The sequence below is a fragment of the Mesorhizobium sp. M7A.F.Ca.US.006.01.1.1 genome (genome assembly GCF_003997935.1).
GTDB lineage: Bacteria > Pseudomonadota > Alphaproteobacteria > Rhizobiales > Rhizobiaceae > Mesorhizobium.
Genome location: NZ_RZQL01000029.1, coordinates 1 through 19,603 on the forward strand (window position 1 = coordinate 1; position 19,603 = coordinate 19,603).

Annotated in this window: 16 protein-coding genes; 13 read left to right on the top strand and 3 right to left on the bottom strand. The window is 63.3% G+C overall.

Going from position 1 to position 19,603, the window contains the following annotated elements:
- Both miaA and EN943_RS07880 read left to right on the top strand, forming a co-directional pair.
- Positions 1 to 666: tRNA (adenosine(37)-N6)-dimethylallyltransferase MiaA (gene miaA, locus EN943_RS07875; protein ID WP_127412169.1), on the top strand; the 666-nt coding region annotated here is incomplete at its 5' end.
- 129 nt (positions 667 to 795) lie between these two features.
- A complete protein-coding gene (locus tag EN943_RS07880) occupies positions 796 to 1,587 on the top strand; it encodes a GGDEF domain-containing protein (RefSeq protein WP_027034868.1) in 792 nt (263 codons plus the stop codon).
- Positions 1,588 to 1,801: 214 nt separating this feature from the next.
- Here EN943_RS07880 and EN943_RS07885 read toward each other — a convergent pair whose 3' ends face one another.
- Positions 1,802 to 3,634: an ATP-binding protein gene (locus EN943_RS07885; protein WP_127412170.1), complete on the bottom strand. Its 1,833-nt coding sequence runs from the start codon at positions 3,632 to 3,634 to the stop codon at positions 1,802 to 1,804.
- 154 nt (positions 3,635 to 3,788) lie between these two features.
- Here EN943_RS07885 and EN943_RS07890 point away from each other — a divergent pair, with 154 nt between their 5' ends.
- The 3 genes from EN943_RS07890 to EN943_RS07900 are packed head-to-tail and all read left to right on the top strand — an operon-like array spanning position 3,789 to position 5,237.
- Positions 3,789 to 4,352 (top strand): XRE family transcriptional regulator, encoded by a 564-nt coding sequence (locus tag EN943_RS07890; RefSeq protein WP_127412171.1) that lies wholly within the window; start codon positions 3,789 to 3,791, stop codon positions 4,350 to 4,352.
- 4 nt (positions 4,353 to 4,356) lie between these two features.
- Positions 4,357 to 4,665 (top strand): hypothetical protein, encoded by a 309-nt coding sequence (locus EN943_RS07895; RefSeq protein WP_127412172.1) that lies wholly within the window; start codon positions 4,357 to 4,359, stop codon positions 4,663 to 4,665.
- A gap of 44 nt (positions 4,666 to 4,709) precedes the next feature.
- Positions 4,710 to 5,237 (top strand): N-acetyltransferase, encoded by a 528-nt coding sequence (locus EN943_RS07900; RefSeq protein WP_127412200.1) that lies wholly within the window; start codon positions 4,710 to 4,712, stop codon positions 5,235 to 5,237.
- A gap of 4 nt (positions 5,238 to 5,241) precedes the next feature.
- Here the strand turns inward: EN943_RS07900 and EN943_RS07905 are convergent, their stop codons facing one another.
- The gene (locus EN943_RS07905; RefSeq protein ID WP_127412173.1) at positions 5,242 to 6,120 is read right to left on the bottom strand and encodes a LysR family transcriptional regulator; all 879 of its coding nucleotides are present in this window, start codon (positions 6,118 to 6,120) and stop codon (positions 5,242 to 5,244) included.
- A 120-nt stretch (positions 6,121 to 6,240) separates the two neighbouring features.
- On the opposite strand from EN943_RS07905, the gene EN943_RS07910 reads away from it, so the two are divergent.
- Positions 6,241 to 7,392 (top strand): gamma-butyrobetaine dioxygenase, encoded by a 1,152-nt coding sequence (locus EN943_RS07910; protein WP_127412174.1) that lies wholly within the window; start codon positions 6,241 to 6,243, stop codon positions 7,390 to 7,392.
- Positions 7,389 to 7,979, top strand: a complete 591-nt coding sequence (locus tag EN943_RS07915; protein ID WP_127412175.1) for an HD domain-containing protein — start codon at positions 7,389 to 7,391, stop codon at positions 7,977 to 7,979. Before EN943_RS07910 ends, EN943_RS07915 begins: the two co-directional genes overlap by 4 nt.
- 69 nt (positions 7,980 to 8,048) lie before the next feature.
- Here the strand turns inward: EN943_RS07915 and EN943_RS07920 are convergent, their stop codons facing one another.
- Positions 8,049 to 9,866, bottom strand: a complete 1,818-nt coding sequence (locus EN943_RS07920; protein ID WP_127412176.1) for an NAD(P)/FAD-dependent oxidoreductase — start codon at positions 9,864 to 9,866, stop codon at positions 8,049 to 8,051.
- Positions 9,867 to 10,286: 420 nt separating this feature from the next.
- Between EN943_RS07920 and EN943_RS07925 the strand changes: the two genes are divergently transcribed.
- The 6 genes from EN943_RS07925 (at position 10,287) to EN943_RS07950 (ending at position 19,533) form a co-directional block, all read left to right on the top strand.
- Positions 10,287 to 11,441: a DUF6600 domain-containing protein gene (locus EN943_RS07925; RefSeq protein WP_127412177.1), complete on the top strand. Its 1,155-nt coding sequence runs from the start codon at positions 10,287 to 10,289 to the stop codon at positions 11,439 to 11,441.
- Positions 11,442 to 11,698: 257 nt separating this feature from the next.
- Positions 11,699 to 13,480, top strand: a complete 1,782-nt coding sequence (locus EN943_RS07930; RefSeq protein WP_127412178.1) for an acetolactate synthase 3 large subunit — start codon at positions 11,699 to 11,701, stop codon at positions 13,478 to 13,480.
- An 86-nt stretch (positions 13,481 to 13,566) separates the two neighbouring features.
- Positions 13,567 to 14,139: an acetolactate synthase small subunit gene (gene ilvN, locus EN943_RS07935; protein ID WP_023757090.1), complete on the top strand. Its 573-nt coding sequence runs from the start codon at positions 13,567 to 13,569 to the stop codon at positions 14,137 to 14,139.
- Positions 14,140 to 14,272: 133 nt separating this feature from the next.
- A complete protein-coding gene (locus EN943_RS07940) occupies positions 14,273 to 14,869 on the top strand; it encodes a LysE family translocator (protein WP_024501399.1) in 597 nt (198 codons plus the stop codon).
- Between the two features lie 249 nt (positions 14,870 to 15,118).
- Positions 15,119 to 16,375: an efflux RND transporter periplasmic adaptor subunit gene (locus tag EN943_RS07945; RefSeq protein ID WP_127412179.1), complete on the top strand. Its 1,257-nt coding sequence runs from the start codon at positions 15,119 to 15,121 to the stop codon at positions 16,373 to 16,375.
- Entirely contained in the window at positions 16,372 to 19,533 is a 3,162-nt protein-coding gene (locus EN943_RS07950; protein ID WP_127412180.1) for an efflux RND transporter permease subunit, read from the top strand. Before EN943_RS07945 ends, EN943_RS07950 begins: the two co-directional genes overlap by 4 nt.
- Positions 19,534 to 19,603 lie beyond the last annotated feature (70 nt).

A 19,603-nucleotide genomic window follows, 5' to 3' on the forward strand; every position in this document is an offset into this window, starting at 1 on the left:
GGCACGTTCTCCGAACGGCCTGACGGCACGCTCTCCGAACGGCCAGTGATTTTTGTCGGCGGCACCGGGCTCTACTTTCGCGCGCTGGCCGAGGGCATTTCGGAAATGCCCGACATTCCGCAGCGGGTCCGCGACCGCTGGCGCTACGAATTGAAGGAGCAGGGCGCCGTCAAGCTGCACAGCCTGCTGCTGCGCGAGGATTCGGCGGCCGCCACGATGCTCAAGCCAACCGACAGCCAGCGCATCGTGCGCGCATTGGAGGTTCTCGATGCGTCGGGCCGTTCGATCCTGGAATGGCAGGCAGAGCGCGGCCAGCCGCTCATCGACAGGGAAAGCGCGCGTTTCCTGGTGATCGAGCCGGATCGGGCGGCGTTGGTCGGACGCATCGACAAACGCTTCGACCAAATGCTGGACAAGGGCGGGCTGGACGAGGTCAAGCGGCTTGCGGCACTTGGCCTCGATCCCGAATTGCCGGCGATGAAAGCGATCGGCGTTCGCGAACTGCAGGCGGCGATGGCCGGAGAGATTGGCTTTCCCGAGGCAATCGAACGCGCCAAGATCGCGACCAGGCAATATTCCAAGCGGCAAACCACCTGGTTCAGGCATCAATTGGGGCCGGAATGGCTGAGGTTGCGCCCCGGTCATGATCTGGAAACCACGATCTAAACGCTTGCTTCCGATGCAACCTGAAAAGTTTACCTGCAAGGAAAGGTTCCCGTTGTGGTTGTCCAAATTAACCCTCCGTAAGCCCGCCCGTGCCATAAGGTCGGTGGGCACTTTTCCAACGGGGAGCAGATGCGTTTCCACAAGGCGGAATCAGCATTTTTCGTCTTTATATTCGTGATCCTGGCCGCCGGCCTGGTGACGCTGCATGCTTATGGACTTCTGCAATCCTTCGCCGACGAGTTGCATACGGCTTCGGGTCTGGACAAGGTCATCTATCTCAACAAGCTCTTGTTTGCGACCGGCGTGCTCCTGGCCACCGCGTTGTTCTTCGGCATTTTCTTCATCTATCCGCTGATCCGCAAACAGGCGACGGAGGAAGGCAAGCTGCGCGCCATGACGGTCTCGCTCAGCGCGCGCTCGGAAACATTCGAGCATGCGGCGCTGACCGATGGCCTGACCGGCATGCAGAACCGGCGCTATTTCGATGATGCGCTGAAGGAGTATCTCGAGGAGTTCCGGCGCATCGAAAAGCCCGTCGGGCTGATGATCCTCGATCTCGACCATTTCAAGCAGGTCAACGATACCCACGGCCATGACGTCGGCGACGAGGTGCTCAAGGCCGTCGCGAACTGTCTCAAGGACATGACACGCTACCACGATGTGGTGGCGCGATTGGGCGGCGAGGAATTCGCCGTGGTCACGCCCAACATGGACGCCGAGCTTCTGGGCAAATTTGCCGAGCGCATCCGCAAGGCGATCGCCAACATGTCGGTGCTGTCGGGCAATGTCCGCCTCAAGATAACCACCAGCGTCGGGCTTGCCGTCTGGGACCGCAAGGAAACAGCCGAAGAGTTCTATCGCCGCGCCGACCGCCAGCTTTACGAGGCGAAGAGGCAAGGCCGCAACCGCGTCTGCGCCTGAAATCCCATTACTGAATTCGTGAGGCTGGCCGTCTGGCGCCGTTTTCTGCGCTTCCGATGCTCACGGACTTTATGTCCGCTCCGCTTCGGTTCTCGAAAACAGCACCACCCGACTCAGCCTGACGAATTCCCTGACGGGATTTATCGAGCGGTCCAGGCGGGCCCAAGCTTGGCGCGGCTTCTCAATCGGCCGGCAGAACAGCCGGGTCGCAAACTCAATCGTTTTGCGGGCGCAGGCCGAAGGTTGCTGGCTTGAGACCGTAGCGCATGTCGAAATCATCGTCCGATGGTGCGCGCGCGGCGGGTGGCTTGCGGTAGTCGGGATCGCCGGCCTGGCGGCCTGAATCGACGACTTCTGCGAAGGCCATAGACTGTTGCGTTGATTTCGGCACGTTGCGCAGTCGTTCCACGATCGCCACCAGATCGACATCGTCGCCCGGCTTCGAAGAGGCGGCCTCTTCGCGCTTGGCCGTGCCGGGAAGCAGGTGGCTCGGCAGTTTTTCGAACTTCAGCCGCATGGTCGTCGCCACGCCTTCGCCGAAGGCGATGGCTTCGCGCTGGCCCATGGAGGACAGGAAGGCAAGCGAGGAGGCGGAAGAGTCGGCAATCGCCGAGCGGATGATCGCCTGGTCCTGCTCATTGGCAAGCCGCATGGCGAAGAAGGTCGAGCATTGCGACAGGATGGTCGGGTCGAGCTCGCCGGGGCGCTGGGTGACGACGCCGAGATAGCAGCCATACTTGCGGCCTTCCTTGGCGATGCGCGACAGCGCATGCCTGGTCGGCGCGAAGCCGAGGCGCGGGTCGGCCGGCATATAGCGGTGCGCTTCTTCGCACAAAAACAGCAGCTGCAGCTTGCCCTCGCTCCACAGAGCGAGGTCGAAGGCCAGGCGCGCCAGCACCGAGCAGACCGAATTGACCACTTCGGACGGCATGCCGGCCATCTCGAAGCAGGTTACCGGGCGGCCATGATGCGGCACGCGGAAGATGTTGCCGATCGTCTCGTGGATGGTGTCCTCGATCAGGCGCGAGTTGAACATGAAGCGGTAGCGTGGATCGGCCGCCGCCGATTCGATGCGCGTCTTCAGCGATTTGAGCGTCGGGCGATCGGTCTTGCTTTCGAGCATGCCCATGCGCTCATCGATCTGCTTGAGCAGGTCGGCGATGCGGTAAGGCACCGGCGTATCGGCGGTCAGCGCATCGCTGCCTCGCCTGATATAGGAGCCCGAATTCGGGTTGCGGTAGAGATTCTTGGCGGCCGGGATGAGGTCGCGCAAGGCGTCGATTTCTTCCGGCTCGGTCTCGCGGCCCCGGAACAGCACCTCGGCGAATTCCTCCAGCGTGAACATCCAGAACGGAAGATCCAGGGTCTTGGAATCGACCCTGACGCAGTATTCGGGCAGCGACGCCGCGAACTCGTTGTGCGGGTCGAGGATCAGGATGCGCAGATCCGGCCTTGCCGCGATCGACTTGCGCAGCAGCAGCGAGACGGCGGTGGATTTGCCGACGCCGGTTGTGCCGACAATGGCGAAGTGACGCGCCAGCGTATCGTCGATGGCGATGTTGGCGGCGATCGTCTCGTCCTGCGCGAGCGTGCCGATCGTGATCGAATGACGCCCGGCGAGATCATAGACCGCCTGCAGGTCGCGGGTGCGGATGCGATGCGCAACGGCGCCGATATGCGGATAGGTGGTGATGCCGCGGTCGAAGACCGGTTTGGCGCCCGGCTCTGCTCCGTCACGGACTTCGCCGATCAGCTCGATGCTGACCTCGATGGCGTTCTGGCCCTCATTGCTCCAGGCGCGGTCCGACTTGCCAATTGCGTAGACAAGGCCGACGGTTCGCGTCGATCCGAGATTGATGGAAATCATCTTGCCGACCGTCCACAGGCCGGTCACCGCGCCGTCGGCATCGTCCGCATAGGCGCTGATGGTGGCGCGCGCGCCATCGCATTGCACGACATTGCCGAGGATGCGCTTGTCGTTCTGCTCGGCCTGGCGGCGCTCCTGCGAGGTCGGTTCCCCGACGGAGGCTTCGCGTTCGACATACATGGACAGGCCAATCCCCATTTCCCTGGAGCATCGATCCTACCCGAATGGGGTTAAGGCCCGATGAGGTCGGATGGTGTAGAGAGCATTAAGGGGCCCATGAAAATTGTCGCAAGACGGCTCTTCTCTGGCGTCTATATTTCGCTATAATAGACGTATGGATGATATAGCGAACGACATTTCCTCGACGATCGGCCGCAGGATACACGCCGAAAGAATCGCGCGCGACTGGTCCCTGGCCGAACTCGCGGAGCGTTCCGGCGTCTCGAAGGCGATGCTCAGCACGATCGAGCGGGGCAAGACCAGCCCGACGGCGGCGCTTCTGGTGCGCATCGCGTCGGCCTTCGGCATGACGCTGTCGACCTTGATCGCGCGCGCGGAGTTGCAGGGCGGCGGGCTGTTGCGCGAGGCCGACCAGCCGGTGTGGCGCGATCCCGATACCGGCTATGTCAGGCGGCATCTTTCGCCGGCTTCCGACATGCCGCTGGAGCTGATCAAGGTGCATCTGCCGGCGGGCGCCAAAGTCAGCTTCCCGGCCGCCTCCTACGCCTTTATCAAGCAGCAGATATGGCTGATTTCCGGGCGGCTCGAATTCGTCGAAGGCGATACGGCGCACATGCTGGAGCCTGGCGACTGCCTGGCGCTTGGGGCGCCGTCGGACTGCACCTTCCATGCCCTGGAGCCCGGCGCCGACTATCTGGTCGCGCTGGTCAGGGGCTGACACAATGGCAAGAAGACCAAAGCGCTCCCACAATGGGGGGCCGCCTCTCGATGAGTACAAAGGCCCGCCATGGGGCAAGGGCGATCCCTACATCTTCTTGGCCTGGCAGGCAGCGCACGCCAAGGCGTGGAAGGCGCCGAGCCACGAGGTCATGCTGCTGCGAATGGACAGAGCCGAGCGGCTTGGCCTGACCTACGAGGAGTACACGCTCGAGATTCTCGAGCGTGGGCGGCATCTCGGGCACGAAGACACCGAACGCATCAGCGCCATCAAGGCGGCGCGAAAGCGACGCCGCGTGCGCCATCTGGAGTGACAGCAATGCGCCCGCTTCTATCGCAATCACAGGATATCCTGCACATGAACTCGATCGAGATCGCAACCCTTGACCCGGCTGCCGAGACGCAGGACATGCTGGCCGAATTGCTGGTCGCAACGGTGGCGGCCGGCGGATCGGTCAGCTTCATGCATCCGTTGGCGCCGCAGGCGGCAAGGGCGTTCTGGGAGAAATCACTGGCCGCGGCGGCAAGGGGCGAACGAGCGGTGCTTGGCGCCTGGGACGGCAAAAACCTGGTCGGTACCGTGACCTTGCTGCTCGACTTCCCGCCCAACCAGCCGCACCGGGCCGAGATCGCCAAGCTGATGACATCAGTCGGCTACCGGGGCAGGGGTGTGGGAACGCGCCTTATGCGGGCTGCCGAGAGCCTCGCGGTGGAGAAAGGGCGCACGCTGCTGGTGCTGGACACGGCAACCGAGGAGGGCGCCTCAGGCCTCTATGAGCGGTTGGGCTTCACACTGGCCGGTGAGATACCGGACTATGCCCTGAAGCCGCGTGGCGGGCTGACCGGCACGCTGATTTACTGGAAGCGGATTGGGCCAATCTCGTAACCAGTCATGCCGGCGCGGAGAGGCGCGACAGCAACCACTGGCGGAAATCCTGCTCGGCGCCGGTCAGGCGCGCTGTCGACGCCTTGGTCAGGAAATGCCCCGATGTGCTGGAGAGTTCGAAGTCGGAAAGCCTGACCAGCGTCTTGCTGTCGAGCGCCGCATCGACCAGCGGCCGCGAGCCAAGCAGCACACCGGCGCCGGCGCTCGCCGCTTCCATGGCGGCAACGAAGCTGTCGAAACGGTGCGATCGCCTGGGGTGGCCGGCCAACCCGGCGGCGGCGAACCATTCCGCCCACATCTCGCGTGCGCCGGCAACCAGAAGCAGCGGCAAGGATGTCCAGTCCGCGTCGCCGACCAGGCCCGGCGCCGCCACCGGCACGAGCCGCTCGGCCGTCAGCCTGTCGGCTTCGCGGCCGGGGAAGGATCCGTTGCCGAAACGGATGTCGAGCACTGAGCCCGGCAGGTCGTAGTCAGCAGGGCGATGGATCGTCACCAGATCGAGCTGGATGCGCGGCAGTGCCTTTGCGAGATCGGGCATTGCTGGAACCAGCATCAGCAAGGCAAAGGAGATCGGCGCCCGAATGGTCACGGTCTGGACGGCGCGCGGCTCGAACAGTTCCGCGGTGCTGTTGCCGATGGTGGCGAAGGCCGACTGGATGTGCGGCAGGTAGGCCGCACCCTCCGGCGACAGCGCGACGCCGCGCGCCAGCCGCGAAAACAAACGTGTCTTCAGCCGCTCCTCGAGAAACCGGATGTGCTGGCTGACGGCCGCCTGGGTGAGGCCAAGCTCGGCTGCCGCCGCGGTGAAATTCGACAGCCGCGCCGCGGCCTCGAAACTGCGCAGCCAGTCGAGCGGCGGTAAGGGCGTGTTTGTCCGAGCCATTAGTATTCCGCGATCATTGGCCAAAAAATGATAATTTGAGTTATGCCTTTGCCGCGATCAACATGCAATCGAAACCCTGCGGATCGGGCCGCGGGACGCAACCGACAGGAACGGATCTCAATGCTTACCCACGCGCTGATCGGCGACGAAGGCAGAACAATCGAACTTGGCTGGCAGGATGGGACGCGCAGCCGCTTTCACGCCATGTGGCTGCGCGACAATGCGCTGGACGACAAGACGCGCAGCGCCGGTAATGGCCAACGGCTGATCACCATCCTCGACATTCCCGCCGGCACCAGGATCGGTGCTGCATCGGTCAAGGGTGGCGCCCTGGAAATCAGTTTCGTGCCCGAGCAAAAAACGGTGAGTTTCCCGGCGGCATGGCTGCGCGCCAACGCCTATGATCGCGGTGAGGCGCGCCAGGCTGGCTGGACAGGCGAGGACACCGTGCGATGGACCAAGGCCACCATGCAGAATTCGGTGCCACGCGCCGGCTATGTCGCAGCCAGCCGCGATCGCGCCGTGCTGGGGCAATGGCTGTCGGCGGTGAAAGCCTATGGTTTTGCGGTGATGGACGATCTGCCGGCCGAATCCGGGGCGCTGTGCAAAGTGTCCGATCTTTTCGGCTATATCAGGGAGACCAATTACGGCCGCTGGTTCGAAGTGCGCGCCGAGGTCAATCCGAACAATCTCGCCTACACCAATCTCGGCCTTCAGGCGCACACCGACAATCCCTATCGCGACCCTGTGCCGACGCTGCAGATCCTGTCCTGCATCGAGAATACGGTTGAGGGCGGCGAATCCAGCGTCGTCGACGGGTTTGCCGTCGCGGCCGCGCTGCAGGTTGAGAACCCGGAAGGCTTCCGGCTGCTGAGCTCATACCCGGCGCGCTTCGAATATGCCGGCTCTTCCGGCGTTCGGCTGCAGGCGAAGCGGCCGATGATCGAGCTCGGACCCGATGGCGAGCTGATCTGCATCCGCTTCAACAACCGCTCGCTGGCGCCGACGGTCGACGTGCCGTTCGCCGACATGGAAGCGTACTACGCCGCCTACCGCCGGTTCGCCGAACTGATCGAGGATCCGTCCTTCGAAGTGACGTTCAAGCTCGAAGCGGGGCAGGCATTCATCGTCGACAACACCCGTGTCATGCATGCGCGCAAGGCGTTTTCCGGCACCGGCAAGCGCTGGCTGCAGGGCTGTTACGCCGACAAGGACGGCCTGCTGTCGACGCTGGCTGCAATCGAGCACGGGTTCAAGGAGGCGGCGGAATGAGTGGCCAGGATTTGAACGCGGACAATATCGTCGAGTTCATCGCCGACATCTTCGAGCGACGGGGCGCGGAATCCTATCTCGGCGAACCCGTCACCATGTCGGAGCACATGCTGCAGGGCGCCTGGTTCGCCGAAAAGGACGGCGCGCCGGACGAACTGGTGGCGGCGGCGCTGCTGCACGACATTGGCCACTACACCAGCGAGTTCGGCACCTATTCGCCCGAGGATGTCGAGGACAAGCATCATGACGAAGCCGGTGGCGAGGTGCTGGCGCCGTTCTTTCCGCCTGTCATCGTCGAATGCGTCCGGCTGCATGTCGCGGCCAAGCGCTATCTCTGCGCCACCGACCCGACCTATTTCGGCAGGCTTTCGCAGGCCTCAGTGCACACGCTGTCGCTGCAGGGCGGGCCGATGAGCGCCGATGAGGTAGCCGAGTTCCGCAAGAACCCCTTCCATGAGGAAGCGGTCCGGGTCCGCATCTGGGACGAGAGCGGCAAGATCGCCAACATGAAGACACGGACGTTTCGCGATTACGTGCCGCTGTTGCAGCGGGTCGTGACGCAGTTCGCGGCGGGTACGCCGGCGTAATTCCCTCAAAGGAAAGAGGCAGGGTGCAAGCCGTGCCTCCTTCTTTCTTCCGGCCGGAATGGCGCTCGCCTATCCCTTGTGGTGCACCTGCTGCAAGCCGTAGACCGGCGTCGCCAAGCCGGCCTGCCTGGCCTTCAGCTGCAGAGACAGGAATTGCGAATAGTGGCGTGACTGGTGCAGATTGCCGCCGTGGAACCACAGCGCTTCCTGCTGTGTCGGCTTCCACATGTTGCGCTGTTCGCCTTCCCAGGGACCGGGGTCCTTGGTGGTGCTCGAGCCGAGGCCCCAGCATTTGCCGACCTTGTCGGCGACTTCCTTCGAGATCAGCTCCGCCGCCCAGCCATTCATCGAGCCGTAGCCGGTGGCGTAGACGATGACGTCGGCGGGCAGTTCTGTGCCGTCGGTGAGCAGGACCGAATGCTCCTTGATTTCAGCCACGTCGGCGCCGCTCTTCAGCTTGATAGCTCCATCGATGATCAGTTGCGAGGCGCCGATGTCGATGTAGTAGCCGGAACCGCGCCTCAGATATTTCATGAACAGCCCCGAGCCGTCATCGCCCCAGTCGAGCATGAAGCCGGCCTTTTCCAGTCCCTTGTAGAAGGCCGCGTCGCGTTCCTTCATCTTCTCGTAAAGCGGGATCTGGAACTCGTGCAGGATCTTGTAGGGCAGGGAGGCGAAGATGAGGTCGGCCTTGGCCGTGGTCATGCCGCTCTGCACCGCCTGTTCCGAATAGAGCGCGCCAAGACCGATATCCATCAGCGTGTCGGACTTGACGATGTGGGTGGTGGAGCGCTGAACCATGGTGACGTCGACGCCGGCCTCCCACAAGGCCGCGCAAATGTCGTGCGCGGAATTGTTCGAGCCGATGACGACCACCTTCTTGCCGGCATATTTGTCGGGGCCGGGATGCTTCGAGGAATGGTGCTGGTCGCCCTTGAAGGCCTCCATGCCCTTGAATTTCGGCAGGTTGGGCCTGCCCGACATGCCGGTGGCCAGCACCAGCTGCTTCGGCTTCAGCGTGATGTCCTTGCCGTCGCGGTGGACGACGACGGTCCATTCCTTGGCCTTGTCGTCATAGGACGCGCTTTTGGCCTCGGTCGAGGACCAGTAATTCAGCTCCATCACCTTGGTGTACATTTCCAGCCAGTCGCCGATCTTGTCCTTAGGCGAGAAGACCGGCCAGTTCTTGGGGAAATCGATATAGGGCAGATGGTCGTACCAGACGGGGTCGTGCAGGCAGAGCGACTTGTAGCGCTTGCGCCAGCTGTCGCCGGCCCGCTCGTTCTTCTCGATAATGATGGTCGGAACGCCAAGCTGCCGCAGCCGCGCGCCGAGCGCGATGCCGCCCTGACCGCCACCGATGATCACCGTATAGGGCTGCGTCTTGAAGCCGAGCTCGGCGGCTTCCCTCTCGCGTTCTTCTTTCCATGTCGGACGGTTCTTGCCCGAGCCGTGCCTGGCGCCCATCGGCCGCGCGAAGCCTGCCGGCTCCTCATGGCCTTTCAGTTCGGCCATGGTGGTCAGCAGCGTCCAGATCTTGCCGTTCTTCAGCCTGATATGGCCGAAGCCGCGCGCCACCTCCGTTTCGAAGCTGATCCAGCCCTCGATCAGTTCGCCGCTCTCGGTCGCGTCCTCGCCTTTGGCGATGGCGAAGTGTGACGGCCTGGTGTTCGACAACTGGCTTTTCAGCATGTCGCGGACCTGGTCGCGGCCTTCCATGGTCTTGATGTTCCAGGTGAAGGTAACGAGGTCGCGCCAGTAGCAATCCTCTTGAAAGCAATCGACCGCCTTCTCGATGTCATTGGCAGCAAGCGCTGCGCCGAATTGATCGAGCAGGTCGGACAGTTTCTTGCGGGCCGTGTTCTTGCTAGAGGGCTTGTCGAGCATCAGGTTTCCTCCCGTGAAATCCAGATCGTCATGGTGGTGGCTCCGCCGGGCTTGCCGCCGGACGATCAAGTATCGTCAGAGATGGCGGCCCTCGTCACGCCCCACCATAGTTTCCAGCGGTTTCAATGGTTTATCCTCGAAATGAGATCGCCAGGCGGTTTCGGAATCGCCCGGGCGCCGGAAACGGACGTCCCATTTGTGAATGCCGCGCCAGTCGCGCAAAATTGATGGTCAAATGCCGCAATGCGGTCACCGGGGCCGATGACAACCGATCGGTGAGAAGCCGGGAAGCGGTGGCGGGCAACAGGGCGGCTCCCGGGATTTTCTGGATGCGGAACTCTGGAGCCCGTTATGATCATCATACCCTTTATCCAAGCGTCTTCACGTTATTCTCTCGGCCGGCGTGGACGTGCTGCAGCAATGGCCGCGGTCATGGCCTTGAGCGCGACCCTGACCGGCCCGCTGGTGCTGCCCGGAACGCAGGCGTATGCGGCGGAAATTTCCGTCACCGTCCGCGAAAGGCTTTCGAACTATGGCGGATGGCGAACCTCCAGCCGCTTCGGCGATGTCTGGGTTCCCTCGGTCCGCACCGAATGGCGGCCCTACACCGAAGGCAGGTGGGTCTGGACCGACGATGGCTGGTACTGGCAGTCCACCGAGCCATTCGGCGATGTCGTCTATCACTATGGCCGCTGGGCGTATGATCCCGATTTCGGCTGGGTTTGGATCGCAGGCGATCAATGGGCGCCAGCCTGGGTGGTCTGGCGCCAGGGCGGCAATGATGTCGGCTGGGCGCCGGCGCCGCCCGACGTCGGTGTCGCCTTCGACGACGCCTGGTGGTGTTTCGTGCCGGTGGCGGCGATCGGCGCGGTCGATCTGGTCAGGGTGGTGCGGCCGGTTCAGGAGAACGTCATCATCATGCGCAACACGACGATCATCAACCAGACGGTCGTGGTCAACAATGCGCCGCATGTGCGGCTTGGCAACCAGGTGGTTGCCATCAATGCCGGACCCAGGCTGCAGCAACTCCCGAAGCCCGTCATCGAATCGATCAAGGCGGCAAAACTGGTTCCTCCGCCCAAAGGCGTGTTTGCCAGTGCACGACTCGATGCTTCCAGGGGCGCGGAGATCAAGAAGCTTGCCGGCAATGCAACGGAGAAGGGGCAAATCGTGGCGGGCCCCAAGACTGCGATCGGCGGCAAGGCCATTTCCCCGGGCGCGGTGGCTGCCGGCAATCCGGCCGTCATGAAGCCTGGCGACACCGTGCGCAAGCGGATGGCCGCCGGCAATGGCGCGAAGGCCGATGCGCTCAAGCTGCATGCCGACAGGACCGCGGGCGATGGACGTATCGTTGTCAAATCGTCGGCCAAACCGGGTTCGGCCAAGCCGGTTTCGGGGCAGCGTCCTGCACGCGGTGCCGGGCAACAAAAGCCGCATCAGCAGGCGTTGGCAATGCACGCGCCCCAGCACCATGGCCCGGCAAGGGTGGCACCTCACCATCCGCCAGCGAAGATGCAGGCCAGGAAGGTGTCCAAATGCGATCCGCATGTTTCCCGCTGCAAGGCGCCGGGCTGATCGCCTCAATCGCGCCGGCACGCTGTGCGCGCCGGCGCGATTTTTCCCGTTGACAGGTCGCCTTTCCCGCCCTTAGTGTCCGCCACCATGAAAACAGCACTCATTCTCGTAGGAAAGCGCGTGGGCAAGGCGGTGTAACCGCCGGGCGAAAACCCCCCATGCGCAAGACACAGGCTCCCTCGGGGGCCTTTTTTATTGCCTGAAACACGACTAAACGACCAGCAAACGCCAAATGGCGACAGTACGGGACCAGACCGATGAGCAACGGACAGAACGAGCGGCGCGAGATGACAGGTGCCGAAATGGTGGTGCAGGCGCTGAAGGACAATGGCGTCAAGCATGTCTTCGGCTATCCCGGCGGCGCTGTCCTTCCGATCTATGACGAGATCTTCCAGCAGGACGATGTCGAGCACATACTGGTGCGCCACGAGCAGGGCGCCGGCCATGCGGCCGAAGGCTATGCGCGCTCCACCGGCAGGGCCGGTGTCATGCTGGTGACCTCCGGCCCCGGCGCCACCAATGCGGTGACGCCGCTGCAGGACGCCTTGATGGATTCGATCCCGCTGGTCTGCCTGACAGGGCAGGTGCCGACCTCGCTGATCGGCTCGGACGCTTTTCAGGAATGCGACACGGTCGGCATCACGCGCCCCTGCACCAAGCACAACTGGCTGGTGAAGGACGTCAACGAGCTCGCCGCCACCATCCACGAAGCTTTCCATGTCGCGACCACCGGCCGTCCGGGTCCGGTCGTCGTGGACATCCCGAAGGACGTGCAGTTCGCCAAGGGGTTCTATGTCCCGCCGCAGATCGCGCCACGCACCAGCTACCAGCCCAAGGTCCAGGGCGACCTGGAGAAGATCAAGGCGGCGGTCGAGCTGATGGCGGGAGCCAAGAAGCCGATCATCTACAGCGGCGGCGGCGTCATCAATTCCGGCCCGGAAGCGAGCCATCTGCTGCGCGAACTGGTCGATCTCACCGGTTTCCCGATCACCTCGACGCTGATGGGCCTCGGTGCCTATCCGGCATCGGGCAAGAACTGGATGGGTATGCTCGGCATGCACGGCACCTATGAAGCCAACATGGCCATGCATGACTGCGATGTGATGATCTGCATCGGCGCGCGTTTCGACGACCGCATCACCGGCCGGCTGACCGCCTTCTCGCCGAACTCGAAGAAGATCCACATCGACATCGATCCGTCGTCGATCAACAAGAACGTCCACACCGAGGTGCCGATCATCGGCGATGTCGGCCGGGTGCTGGAGGATATGGTGCGGCTGTGGCGCGCGAGCGCCAAGGCCGACAAGAAGGCGCTCTACCCCTGGTGGGAGCAGATCGCCAAATGGCGTGCGCGCGACTCGCTCGCCTACAAGATGAACAACGACGTGATCATGCCGCAATACGCCATCGAGCGGCTCTACGAACTGACCAAGGGCATGGACACCTACATCACCACCGAGGTCGGCCAGCACCAGATGTGGGCGGCGCAGCATTATCATTTCGAGAAGCCGAACCGCTGGATGACGTCGGGCGGGCTGGGCACGATGGGCTATGGCCTGCCGGCGGCACTCGGCGTGCAGATCGCGCATCCGGACGCGCTGGTCATCGACATCGCCGGCGACGCTTCGGTGCAGATGACGATGCAGGAGATGAGCGCTGCCGTGCAGCACGATGCGCCGATCAAGATCTTCATCCTCAACAACCAGTATATGGGCATGGTGCGGCAGTGGCAGCAATTGCTGCACGGCAACCGGCTGTCGCATTCCTATACCGAGGCGATGCCGGACTTCGTCAAGCTGGCCGAGGCCTATGGCGGCCACGGCATTCGCTGCGAGAAGCCGGACGAACTGGACGACGCGATCAAGGAGATGATCTCGGTCAGGAAGCCGGTGCTGTTCGACTGCCGCGTGGCGACGCTCGCCAACTGCTTCCCGATGATCCCGTCGGGCAAGGCGCACAACGAGATGTTGTTGCCCGACGAGGCGACCGACGAGGCGGTGGCCAACGCCATCGACGCCAAGGGCAGGGAACTGGTTTAAGCCGGCAGAACCAGGGCAGGGCTATCGCGAGAAAGCCCTGCCCAAACAGAGAATTAGCTCAAGAGCTTGAAATCGAGATTCATGTCATGAACGCACAGCTACAACCGACCGGCTCCGCCTATTTCATCGCCAAGGAAACGGAAAAGCCGGAAAACCACACGCTCTCCGTGCTGGTCGACAATGAGCCGGGCGTGCTTGCCCGGGTCATCGGCCTGTTTTCCGGGCGCGGCTACAACATCGAGAGCCTGACCGTCTCCGAGACCGAGCATGAAAAACACCTGTCGCGCATCACCATCGTGACGCGCGGCACGCCGCATGTGCTGGAGCAGATCAAGCACCAGCTCGAGCGCATCGTGCCGGTTCACCGCGTGGTCGACCTGACCGTGCGCTCGCATGAATCCGGCCAGGAGCGGCCGCTGGAGCGCGAACTGGCGCTGGTCAAGGTCGCCGGCACCGGCGAGGCCCGCGTCGAGGCGCTGCGGCTGGCCGATGCGTTCCGCGCCAGCGTCATCGACGCCAACACCGAGCATTTCATCTTCGAGATCACCGGCAAGGGCTCCAAGATCGACCAGTTCATCGCCATCATGAAGCCGCTCGGCCTGGTCGAAATCTGCCGCACCGGCGTGGCGGCGTTGAACCGCGGCCCGCAGGCGATGTAGGCCGCCTTCGGTGCTGGCGCCGGGCGCGCAAGCAGCTTCCATAGCGAGGCTTCTGGCCCCGCTGTGGGCCGTCCGTGGGCCTTTGCGGGTTGCCGAGAAGAGACAATGACCTGACTTGTCGGGGAGGATATCCATGTCGCTTGACGCTTTCCTTGCCCTGCTTGTCTACGCCTTGGTGACCTCGATCACGCCGGGGCCGAACAATCTCATGCTTCTGGCATCGGGCGTGAATTTCGGCATCGTCAGAACCGTTCCGCACATGCTTGGCATCAGCATGGGTTTCCTCGTGCTGCTGCTTGCCGTCGGTCTTGGCCTTGGCGCAGTGTTGACGGCGTTTCCGGCGCTGCATACCGCGCTCAAGATCGCCGGCGGCGCCTATCTTTTGTACCTCGCCTGGAAGATCGCCATGTCGCGCACGCTGACCGGCAAGGGCGAGACGAAGGCGCGGCCGATGCGCTTCATCGAGGCGGCCGCATTCCAGTGGGTCAATCCTAAGGCGTGGGTGATGGCGATCACCGCCATGGCCGTCTATGCCAATGCCGAGCACCCGTTCCTGTCGGTGGTGTTGATCGCCGTGGCCTTTACCATCGTCAATTTGCCGAGCGTCTCGGTGTGGGCGGGTTTCGGCACCGCACTGCGCGGTTTCCTGTCGGACCCGGTGCGGCTGAAATGGTTCAACATCGCCATGGGTGTGCTGCTGGCGGCGACGCTTTGGCCGATGCTCAAATAGACCTTGGGGCGTACCCCTCTGATCATCGAGAGACAGAATCCGGAATCTCGGCGTACCATCCGGATCGGGAGCCGCCCCGTGTTGCACACTCATTGTGCAGTGCACATTAAATCTTCGTAATGCCGCCTTTTGGCCCTTTTCCGACAAAGGCGTGTCCTATCTATTCGGCGAAATCGCGGCAACGGCCGTGATTTGCGCTAGAGTAGAACCATCGGACCACGACGTGTCGGGTGGAGAGGGCCTTTGACCATGCGTGGAAAAGTCGTTCTTTCGTTGCTGGCCGTAGCCTGCCTGGGTGCAATCGGGTGGCTCTATCTTTCGCCTGACGCGCTTGGCAGGGTCCAGCAGGTCATCGGCGCAAAGCAGGTTGCCGCGCCGGACAAACACGCTGCGGCTTCGGACAAGAAGGCCGACAATGCGGGGCGCTCGGCCTCCATCCTCTCGGCCGTCGCCTCGACAGCCGATTTCCCGATCCGTCGCTATGCCATCGGCTTCGTCTCCTCTCCCGCCGTCGTCAACATCAACGCGCGGGTGTCCAGCCAGATCGTCTCCATCGACGTCAGGGACGGGCAGATGGTCAGGGTCGGCGACGTTCTGTTTTCGCTCGACGACCGGGCGCTGAAGGCGCAGCTTGCCAAGGATCAGGCGGCGCTCGCCAAGGATCAGGCGATGCTCGCCAGCTCGCAGTCCGATCTCCAGCGCGCCAAGGATCTGGTCGCCAAGCAGGCCGGCACGCAGCAGACCTACGACCAGGCCGTCGCCGCGCAGAAGGCTGCCGCAGCGACCGTCGATGCCGACAAGGCGACGATCGACGCCGACAACGTCCAGCTTGGCTTCGCCACGATCACGGCGCCGATTTCCGGCAGGCTGGGTGCGGTCAGCGTCGCCGTCGGCGATCTCGTCACCGTCAGCAATGGCAACAGCAGCACGGCGACTCCGCTGGTGACCATCACCCAGATGGACCCGCTGCAGGTCAACTTCAATCTTCCCGAGAGCAATTTGGCCCTGCTGCACAAGGCGCTCGCCAACCCGCAGCAGGGCGCGGTAACGCTGACCAAGGACGGTGACCCGACGCCGATCGGCAAGGGCACGCTCGATTTCGTCGACTCCAGCGTCGACACCGCGTCGGGCACGATTGCCACGCGTGCAAGCATTCCCAATGCCGACCTTTCGCTGTGGCCCGGCCAGTATGTGAATGTCGTGCTCGACGCCGGCATCATGCCGCAGATGACATCGGTTCCCACTGTCGCGGTCCAGCCAAGCCAGAAAGGGCCGTTCGTCTATGTGGTCAAGCCGGACAACACGGTCGAGATGCGGCCGGTGCAAGTGGCGCTGACCGAAGGCGACAACAGCGCCATCAGCCAGGGGCTGAAAAGCGGTGAGAAGGTCGTCACCGAAGGCCAGACGAGGCTGAAGGACGGCGCGGCGGTGCATGAGGGCAAGGCCACGGCGAATGCTGCTCCCAAGGTGGCCGAGGCGACCAACGCCGGCGAGGCGGCCCAATGATTTCCGAATTCTGCATACGCCGACCTGTCGCCACCCTTCTGATGTCGTTCGCCCTCGTGCTGGGCGGACTGTTCGCCTACAAGTTCCTGCCGGTGGCCGCACTGCCCAGCGCCGAATTCCCGGTGGTCAACGTCTCGGCTTCGCTGCCCGGCGCCTCGCCGGAAACCATGGCGACATCGGTGGCGACGCCGCTGATCAAGCAGTTCGCCACCATCGCCGGCATCGATTCCATTTCGACGACGAACTCGCTTGGCCAGACCTCGATCGCCATCCAGTTCGTGCTCAACCGCGACATCGACGCGGCGGCGGCCGATGTGCAGGCGGCGATCGCGCGCACGCAGAAATCACTGCCGCCGCAGATGACGGCGCCGCCGAGCTATCGCAAGGTCAATCCGGCCGACGCGCCGATCCTTCTGATGTCGCTGGTCAGCGACACGGTTCCGCTGACCGATCTCGATGCTTTCGCGGAAAATGTCATCTCGCCGTCGCTGTCGACCATCGACGGCGTGGCGCAGGTCTCGATCTTCGGCCAGCAGAAATACGCGGTGCGCATCCAGATCGACCCGACCGCGCTTGCGGCGCGCGGCATCTCGATCGATCAGCTGCAGGCGGCGGTTGCCTCAGCCAACAGCAACACGCCGCTCGGCGTGCTGCAGAACGACAAGCAGCAGCTCACCATCACCGCCAACACGCAGCTGACCGACGCCGCCGGTTTCTCCAACATCATCATCGCCACCAAAAACGGTCACCCGGTGCGGCTGGGCGAGGTGACCCGTGTGGTCGATTCGGTGCAGACGACGACGACCGCGAGTTGGTACGATGGCACCCGCGCGATCATCATGGCCGTGCAGCGCCAGCCCGATGCCAACACTGTCGACGTCGTCGACAAGGTCAAGGCGATGCTGCCGTCCTTCAAGGACCAGATGCCGGCCGCCGCCGACATCAAGCTGCTCAACGACCGCTCCAGTTCGATCCGGCAGGCGGTCAGCGACGTGCAGTTCACGCTGCTGCTCACCATTGCCCTGGTGATCATGGTGATCTTCGTGTTCCTGCGCCGGGTGACGGCGACGATCATTCCGGCCGTGGCGGTGCCGATCTCGCTGATCGCCACGCTCGGCGCGATGTTCCTGTTCGGCTTTTCCATCGACAACATATCGCTGATGGGCCTGACGCTGGCGGTCGGCCTCGTCGTCGACGATGCCATCGTGATGCTTGAAAACATCTTCCGCCATATGGAGGAGGATGGATTGTCGGCCTTCGATGCCTCGCTGAAGGGCGCGCGCGAAATCGGCTTCACCATCATCTCGATCTCGATCTCGCTGGTCGCGGTGTTCATCCCCGTGCTTTTGATGGGCGGCGTCATCGGGCGTATCTTCAACGAGTTCGCCGTCGTGGTGACGGTCGCTATCCTGGCGTCGATGTTCGTGTCGCTGACGCTGACGCCGATGCTGTGCTCGCGGCTGCTGTCGGTGACCAAAGCCGACCGCGACAAGCATGGCCCCGGCCATAAGCAGGACCTCGGCACACGCGGCTACGACCGGGTCTTGAGTTTCTGCCTGCGGCACACCTTCCTGGTGTTCCTCGTCTTCGTCGGAACCGCGGCAGCGTCGGTGTGGCTGATCCAGATCTCGCCGAAGGGTTTCTTCCCGCAGGAGGACATCGGCCAGATATCAGTGACCACCATCGCGCGCCAGGACATCTCGTTCGACGCCATGTCCAGGCTGCAAGGGCAGGTCGCCAGCGTCTTCTCGCATTCGCCCTATGTCGACCATGTGGCGTGGTCGGCGGGCAGCGGCAACAATGCGCTCAACCAGGGGCAGCTCTTCGTCCAGCTCAAGGGCAAGGACCAGCGTCCCGATATCGAGAAGGTGCTTTCGGACCTGCGCAAGCAACTGGCCGGCGTTGCGGGTATCGAGACCTACATGCAGCCGGTACAGAATTTGAGACTGGGCTCGCGCTCGTCGGCCAGCGCCTATCAGCTCGTGGTTCAGGGCCTCGACACCGGCCTGACCGACATTTGGGCGCAGAAACTGAATGACGCGATGGCGGCCGACCATGCGAACTTCACCGACGTCACCAGCGACCTGCAGAACAATGCGCTGCAGGCGACGCTGGTGGTGGATCGCGACAAGGCCGCCCAACTCGGCATCGATACCGACACGCTGCGCTCCGCCCTCTATGGCGGGGTCGGCACCCACCAGGTTTCGACCATCTTCGGTTCGGCCGACAGCTACGAAGTCATCACCGAGCTCGACCCCAAGATCGAGTGGTCGCCCGAGCGGATGCTGGCCATCCAGATGAGGACGGCGAGCGGCAGCCTGGTTCCGCTTGGCGCCTTCGCCCGAGTCGATCGCACGGCAGGCGCCCTGACCGTCAACCAGCTTGGCCAGCTTCCGGCGGTGACGATCTCCTACAACCTGCCGCAGGGCGTGGCGCTGGGTGACAGCGTAACGCGCATCAACGCGCTCAAAGAGCAGATCGGCATGCCGACGGCGATCTCGACGACCTTTGCCGGCACGGCCAAGACCTTCCAGGACTCTCTGGCTAACCAGGGGCTTCTGGTCGGCGGCGCGATCCTGACCATCTATATCGTGCTCGGCATCCTGTACGAGAGCTTCATCCACCCGCTCACAATCCTCACCGGCCTGCCGTCGGCTGTACTCGGGGCGGTTGTTGCCTTGCGCTTCGCCGGCATGGACCTCTCGGTCATCGCCGTGATCGGCATCCTGATGCTGATCGGCATCGTCAAGAAGAACGGCATCATGATGGTCGATGTCGCGCTCGAACTGCGACGAGAAGGCATGTCGGCGACCGAGTCTATCCACAAGGCCTGCCTGATGCGGTTCAGGCCGATCATGATGACGACGCTGGCCGCACTGATGGGCACATTCCCGATCGCGCTCGGCACCGGTGCCAGCGCCGAACTACGCCAGCCGCTCGGCGTTGCCGTTGTCGGCGGTCTGCTTGCCTCGCAGGCGCTGACCCTGTTCGTGACGCCGGTGATCTATGTCTACATGGAGAATTTCTCGGGCTGGCTGGTCGGGCTTTGGTCGAAGCGCAAGGGCGAGCCGGGCCCGGTCGAAGATGTCGACCAGCCCTCGCTGTTCAAGCCCAGGGAAGAAATGCTGCCCGAACCGCAGCGGGCGGCCGCCGAATAGAGGCGGCCACGCCATATGCCGTTGGCCCAAGCCGTCATGCTTGCAGCGGCATGATCGGAAACGTATTTTG

Excerpts from the sequence above, each read along its gene's own strand:
- EN943_RS07880 (WP_027034868.1), top strand. The coding sequence starts at position 796 with ATGCGTTTCCACAAGGCGGAATCAGCATTTTTCGTCTTTATATTCGTG.
- EN943_RS07885 (WP_127412170.1), bottom strand. The coding sequence starts at position 3,634 with ATGTATGTCGAACGCGAAGCCTCCGTCGGGGAACCGACCTCGCAGGAG.
- EN943_RS07890 (WP_127412171.1), top strand. The coding sequence starts at position 3,789 with ATGGATGATATAGCGAACGACATTTCCTCGACGATCGGCCGCAGGATA.
- EN943_RS07895 (WP_127412172.1), top strand. The coding sequence starts at position 4,357 with ATGGCAAGAAGACCAAAGCGCTCCCACAATGGGGGGCCGCCTCTCGAT.
- EN943_RS07900 (WP_127412200.1), top strand. The coding sequence starts at position 4,710 with ATGAACTCGATCGAGATCGCAACCCTTGACCCGGCTGCCGAGACGCAG.
- EN943_RS07905 (WP_127412173.1), bottom strand. The coding sequence starts at position 6,120 with ATGGCTCGGACAAACACGCCCTTACCGCCGCTCGACTGGCTGCGCAGT.
- EN943_RS07910 (WP_127412174.1), top strand. The coding sequence starts at position 6,241 with ATGCTTACCCACGCGCTGATCGGCGACGAAGGCAGAACAATCGAACTT.
- EN943_RS07915 (WP_127412175.1), top strand. The coding sequence starts at position 7,389 with ATGAGTGGCCAGGATTTGAACGCGGACAATATCGTCGAGTTCATCGCC.
- EN943_RS07920 (WP_127412176.1), bottom strand. The coding sequence starts at position 9,866 with ATGCTCGACAAGCCCTCTAGCAAGAACACGGCCCGCAAGAAACTGTCC.
- EN943_RS07925 (WP_127412177.1), top strand. The coding sequence starts at position 10,287 with ATGGCCGCGGTCATGGCCTTGAGCGCGACCCTGACCGGCCCGCTGGTG.
- EN943_RS07930 (WP_127412178.1), top strand. The coding sequence starts at position 11,699 with ATGAGCAACGGACAGAACGAGCGGCGCGAGATGACAGGTGCCGAAATG.
- ilvN (WP_023757090.1), top strand. The coding sequence starts at position 13,567 with ATGAACGCACAGCTACAACCGACCGGCTCCGCCTATTTCATCGCCAAG.
- EN943_RS07940 (WP_024501399.1), top strand. The coding sequence starts at position 14,273 with ATGTCGCTTGACGCTTTCCTTGCCCTGCTTGTCTACGCCTTGGTGACC.
- EN943_RS07945 (WP_127412179.1), top strand. The coding sequence starts at position 15,119 with ATGCGTGGAAAAGTCGTTCTTTCGTTGCTGGCCGTAGCCTGCCTGGGT.
- EN943_RS07950 (WP_127412180.1), top strand. The coding sequence starts at position 16,372 with ATGATTTCCGAATTCTGCATACGCCGACCTGTCGCCACCCTTCTGATG.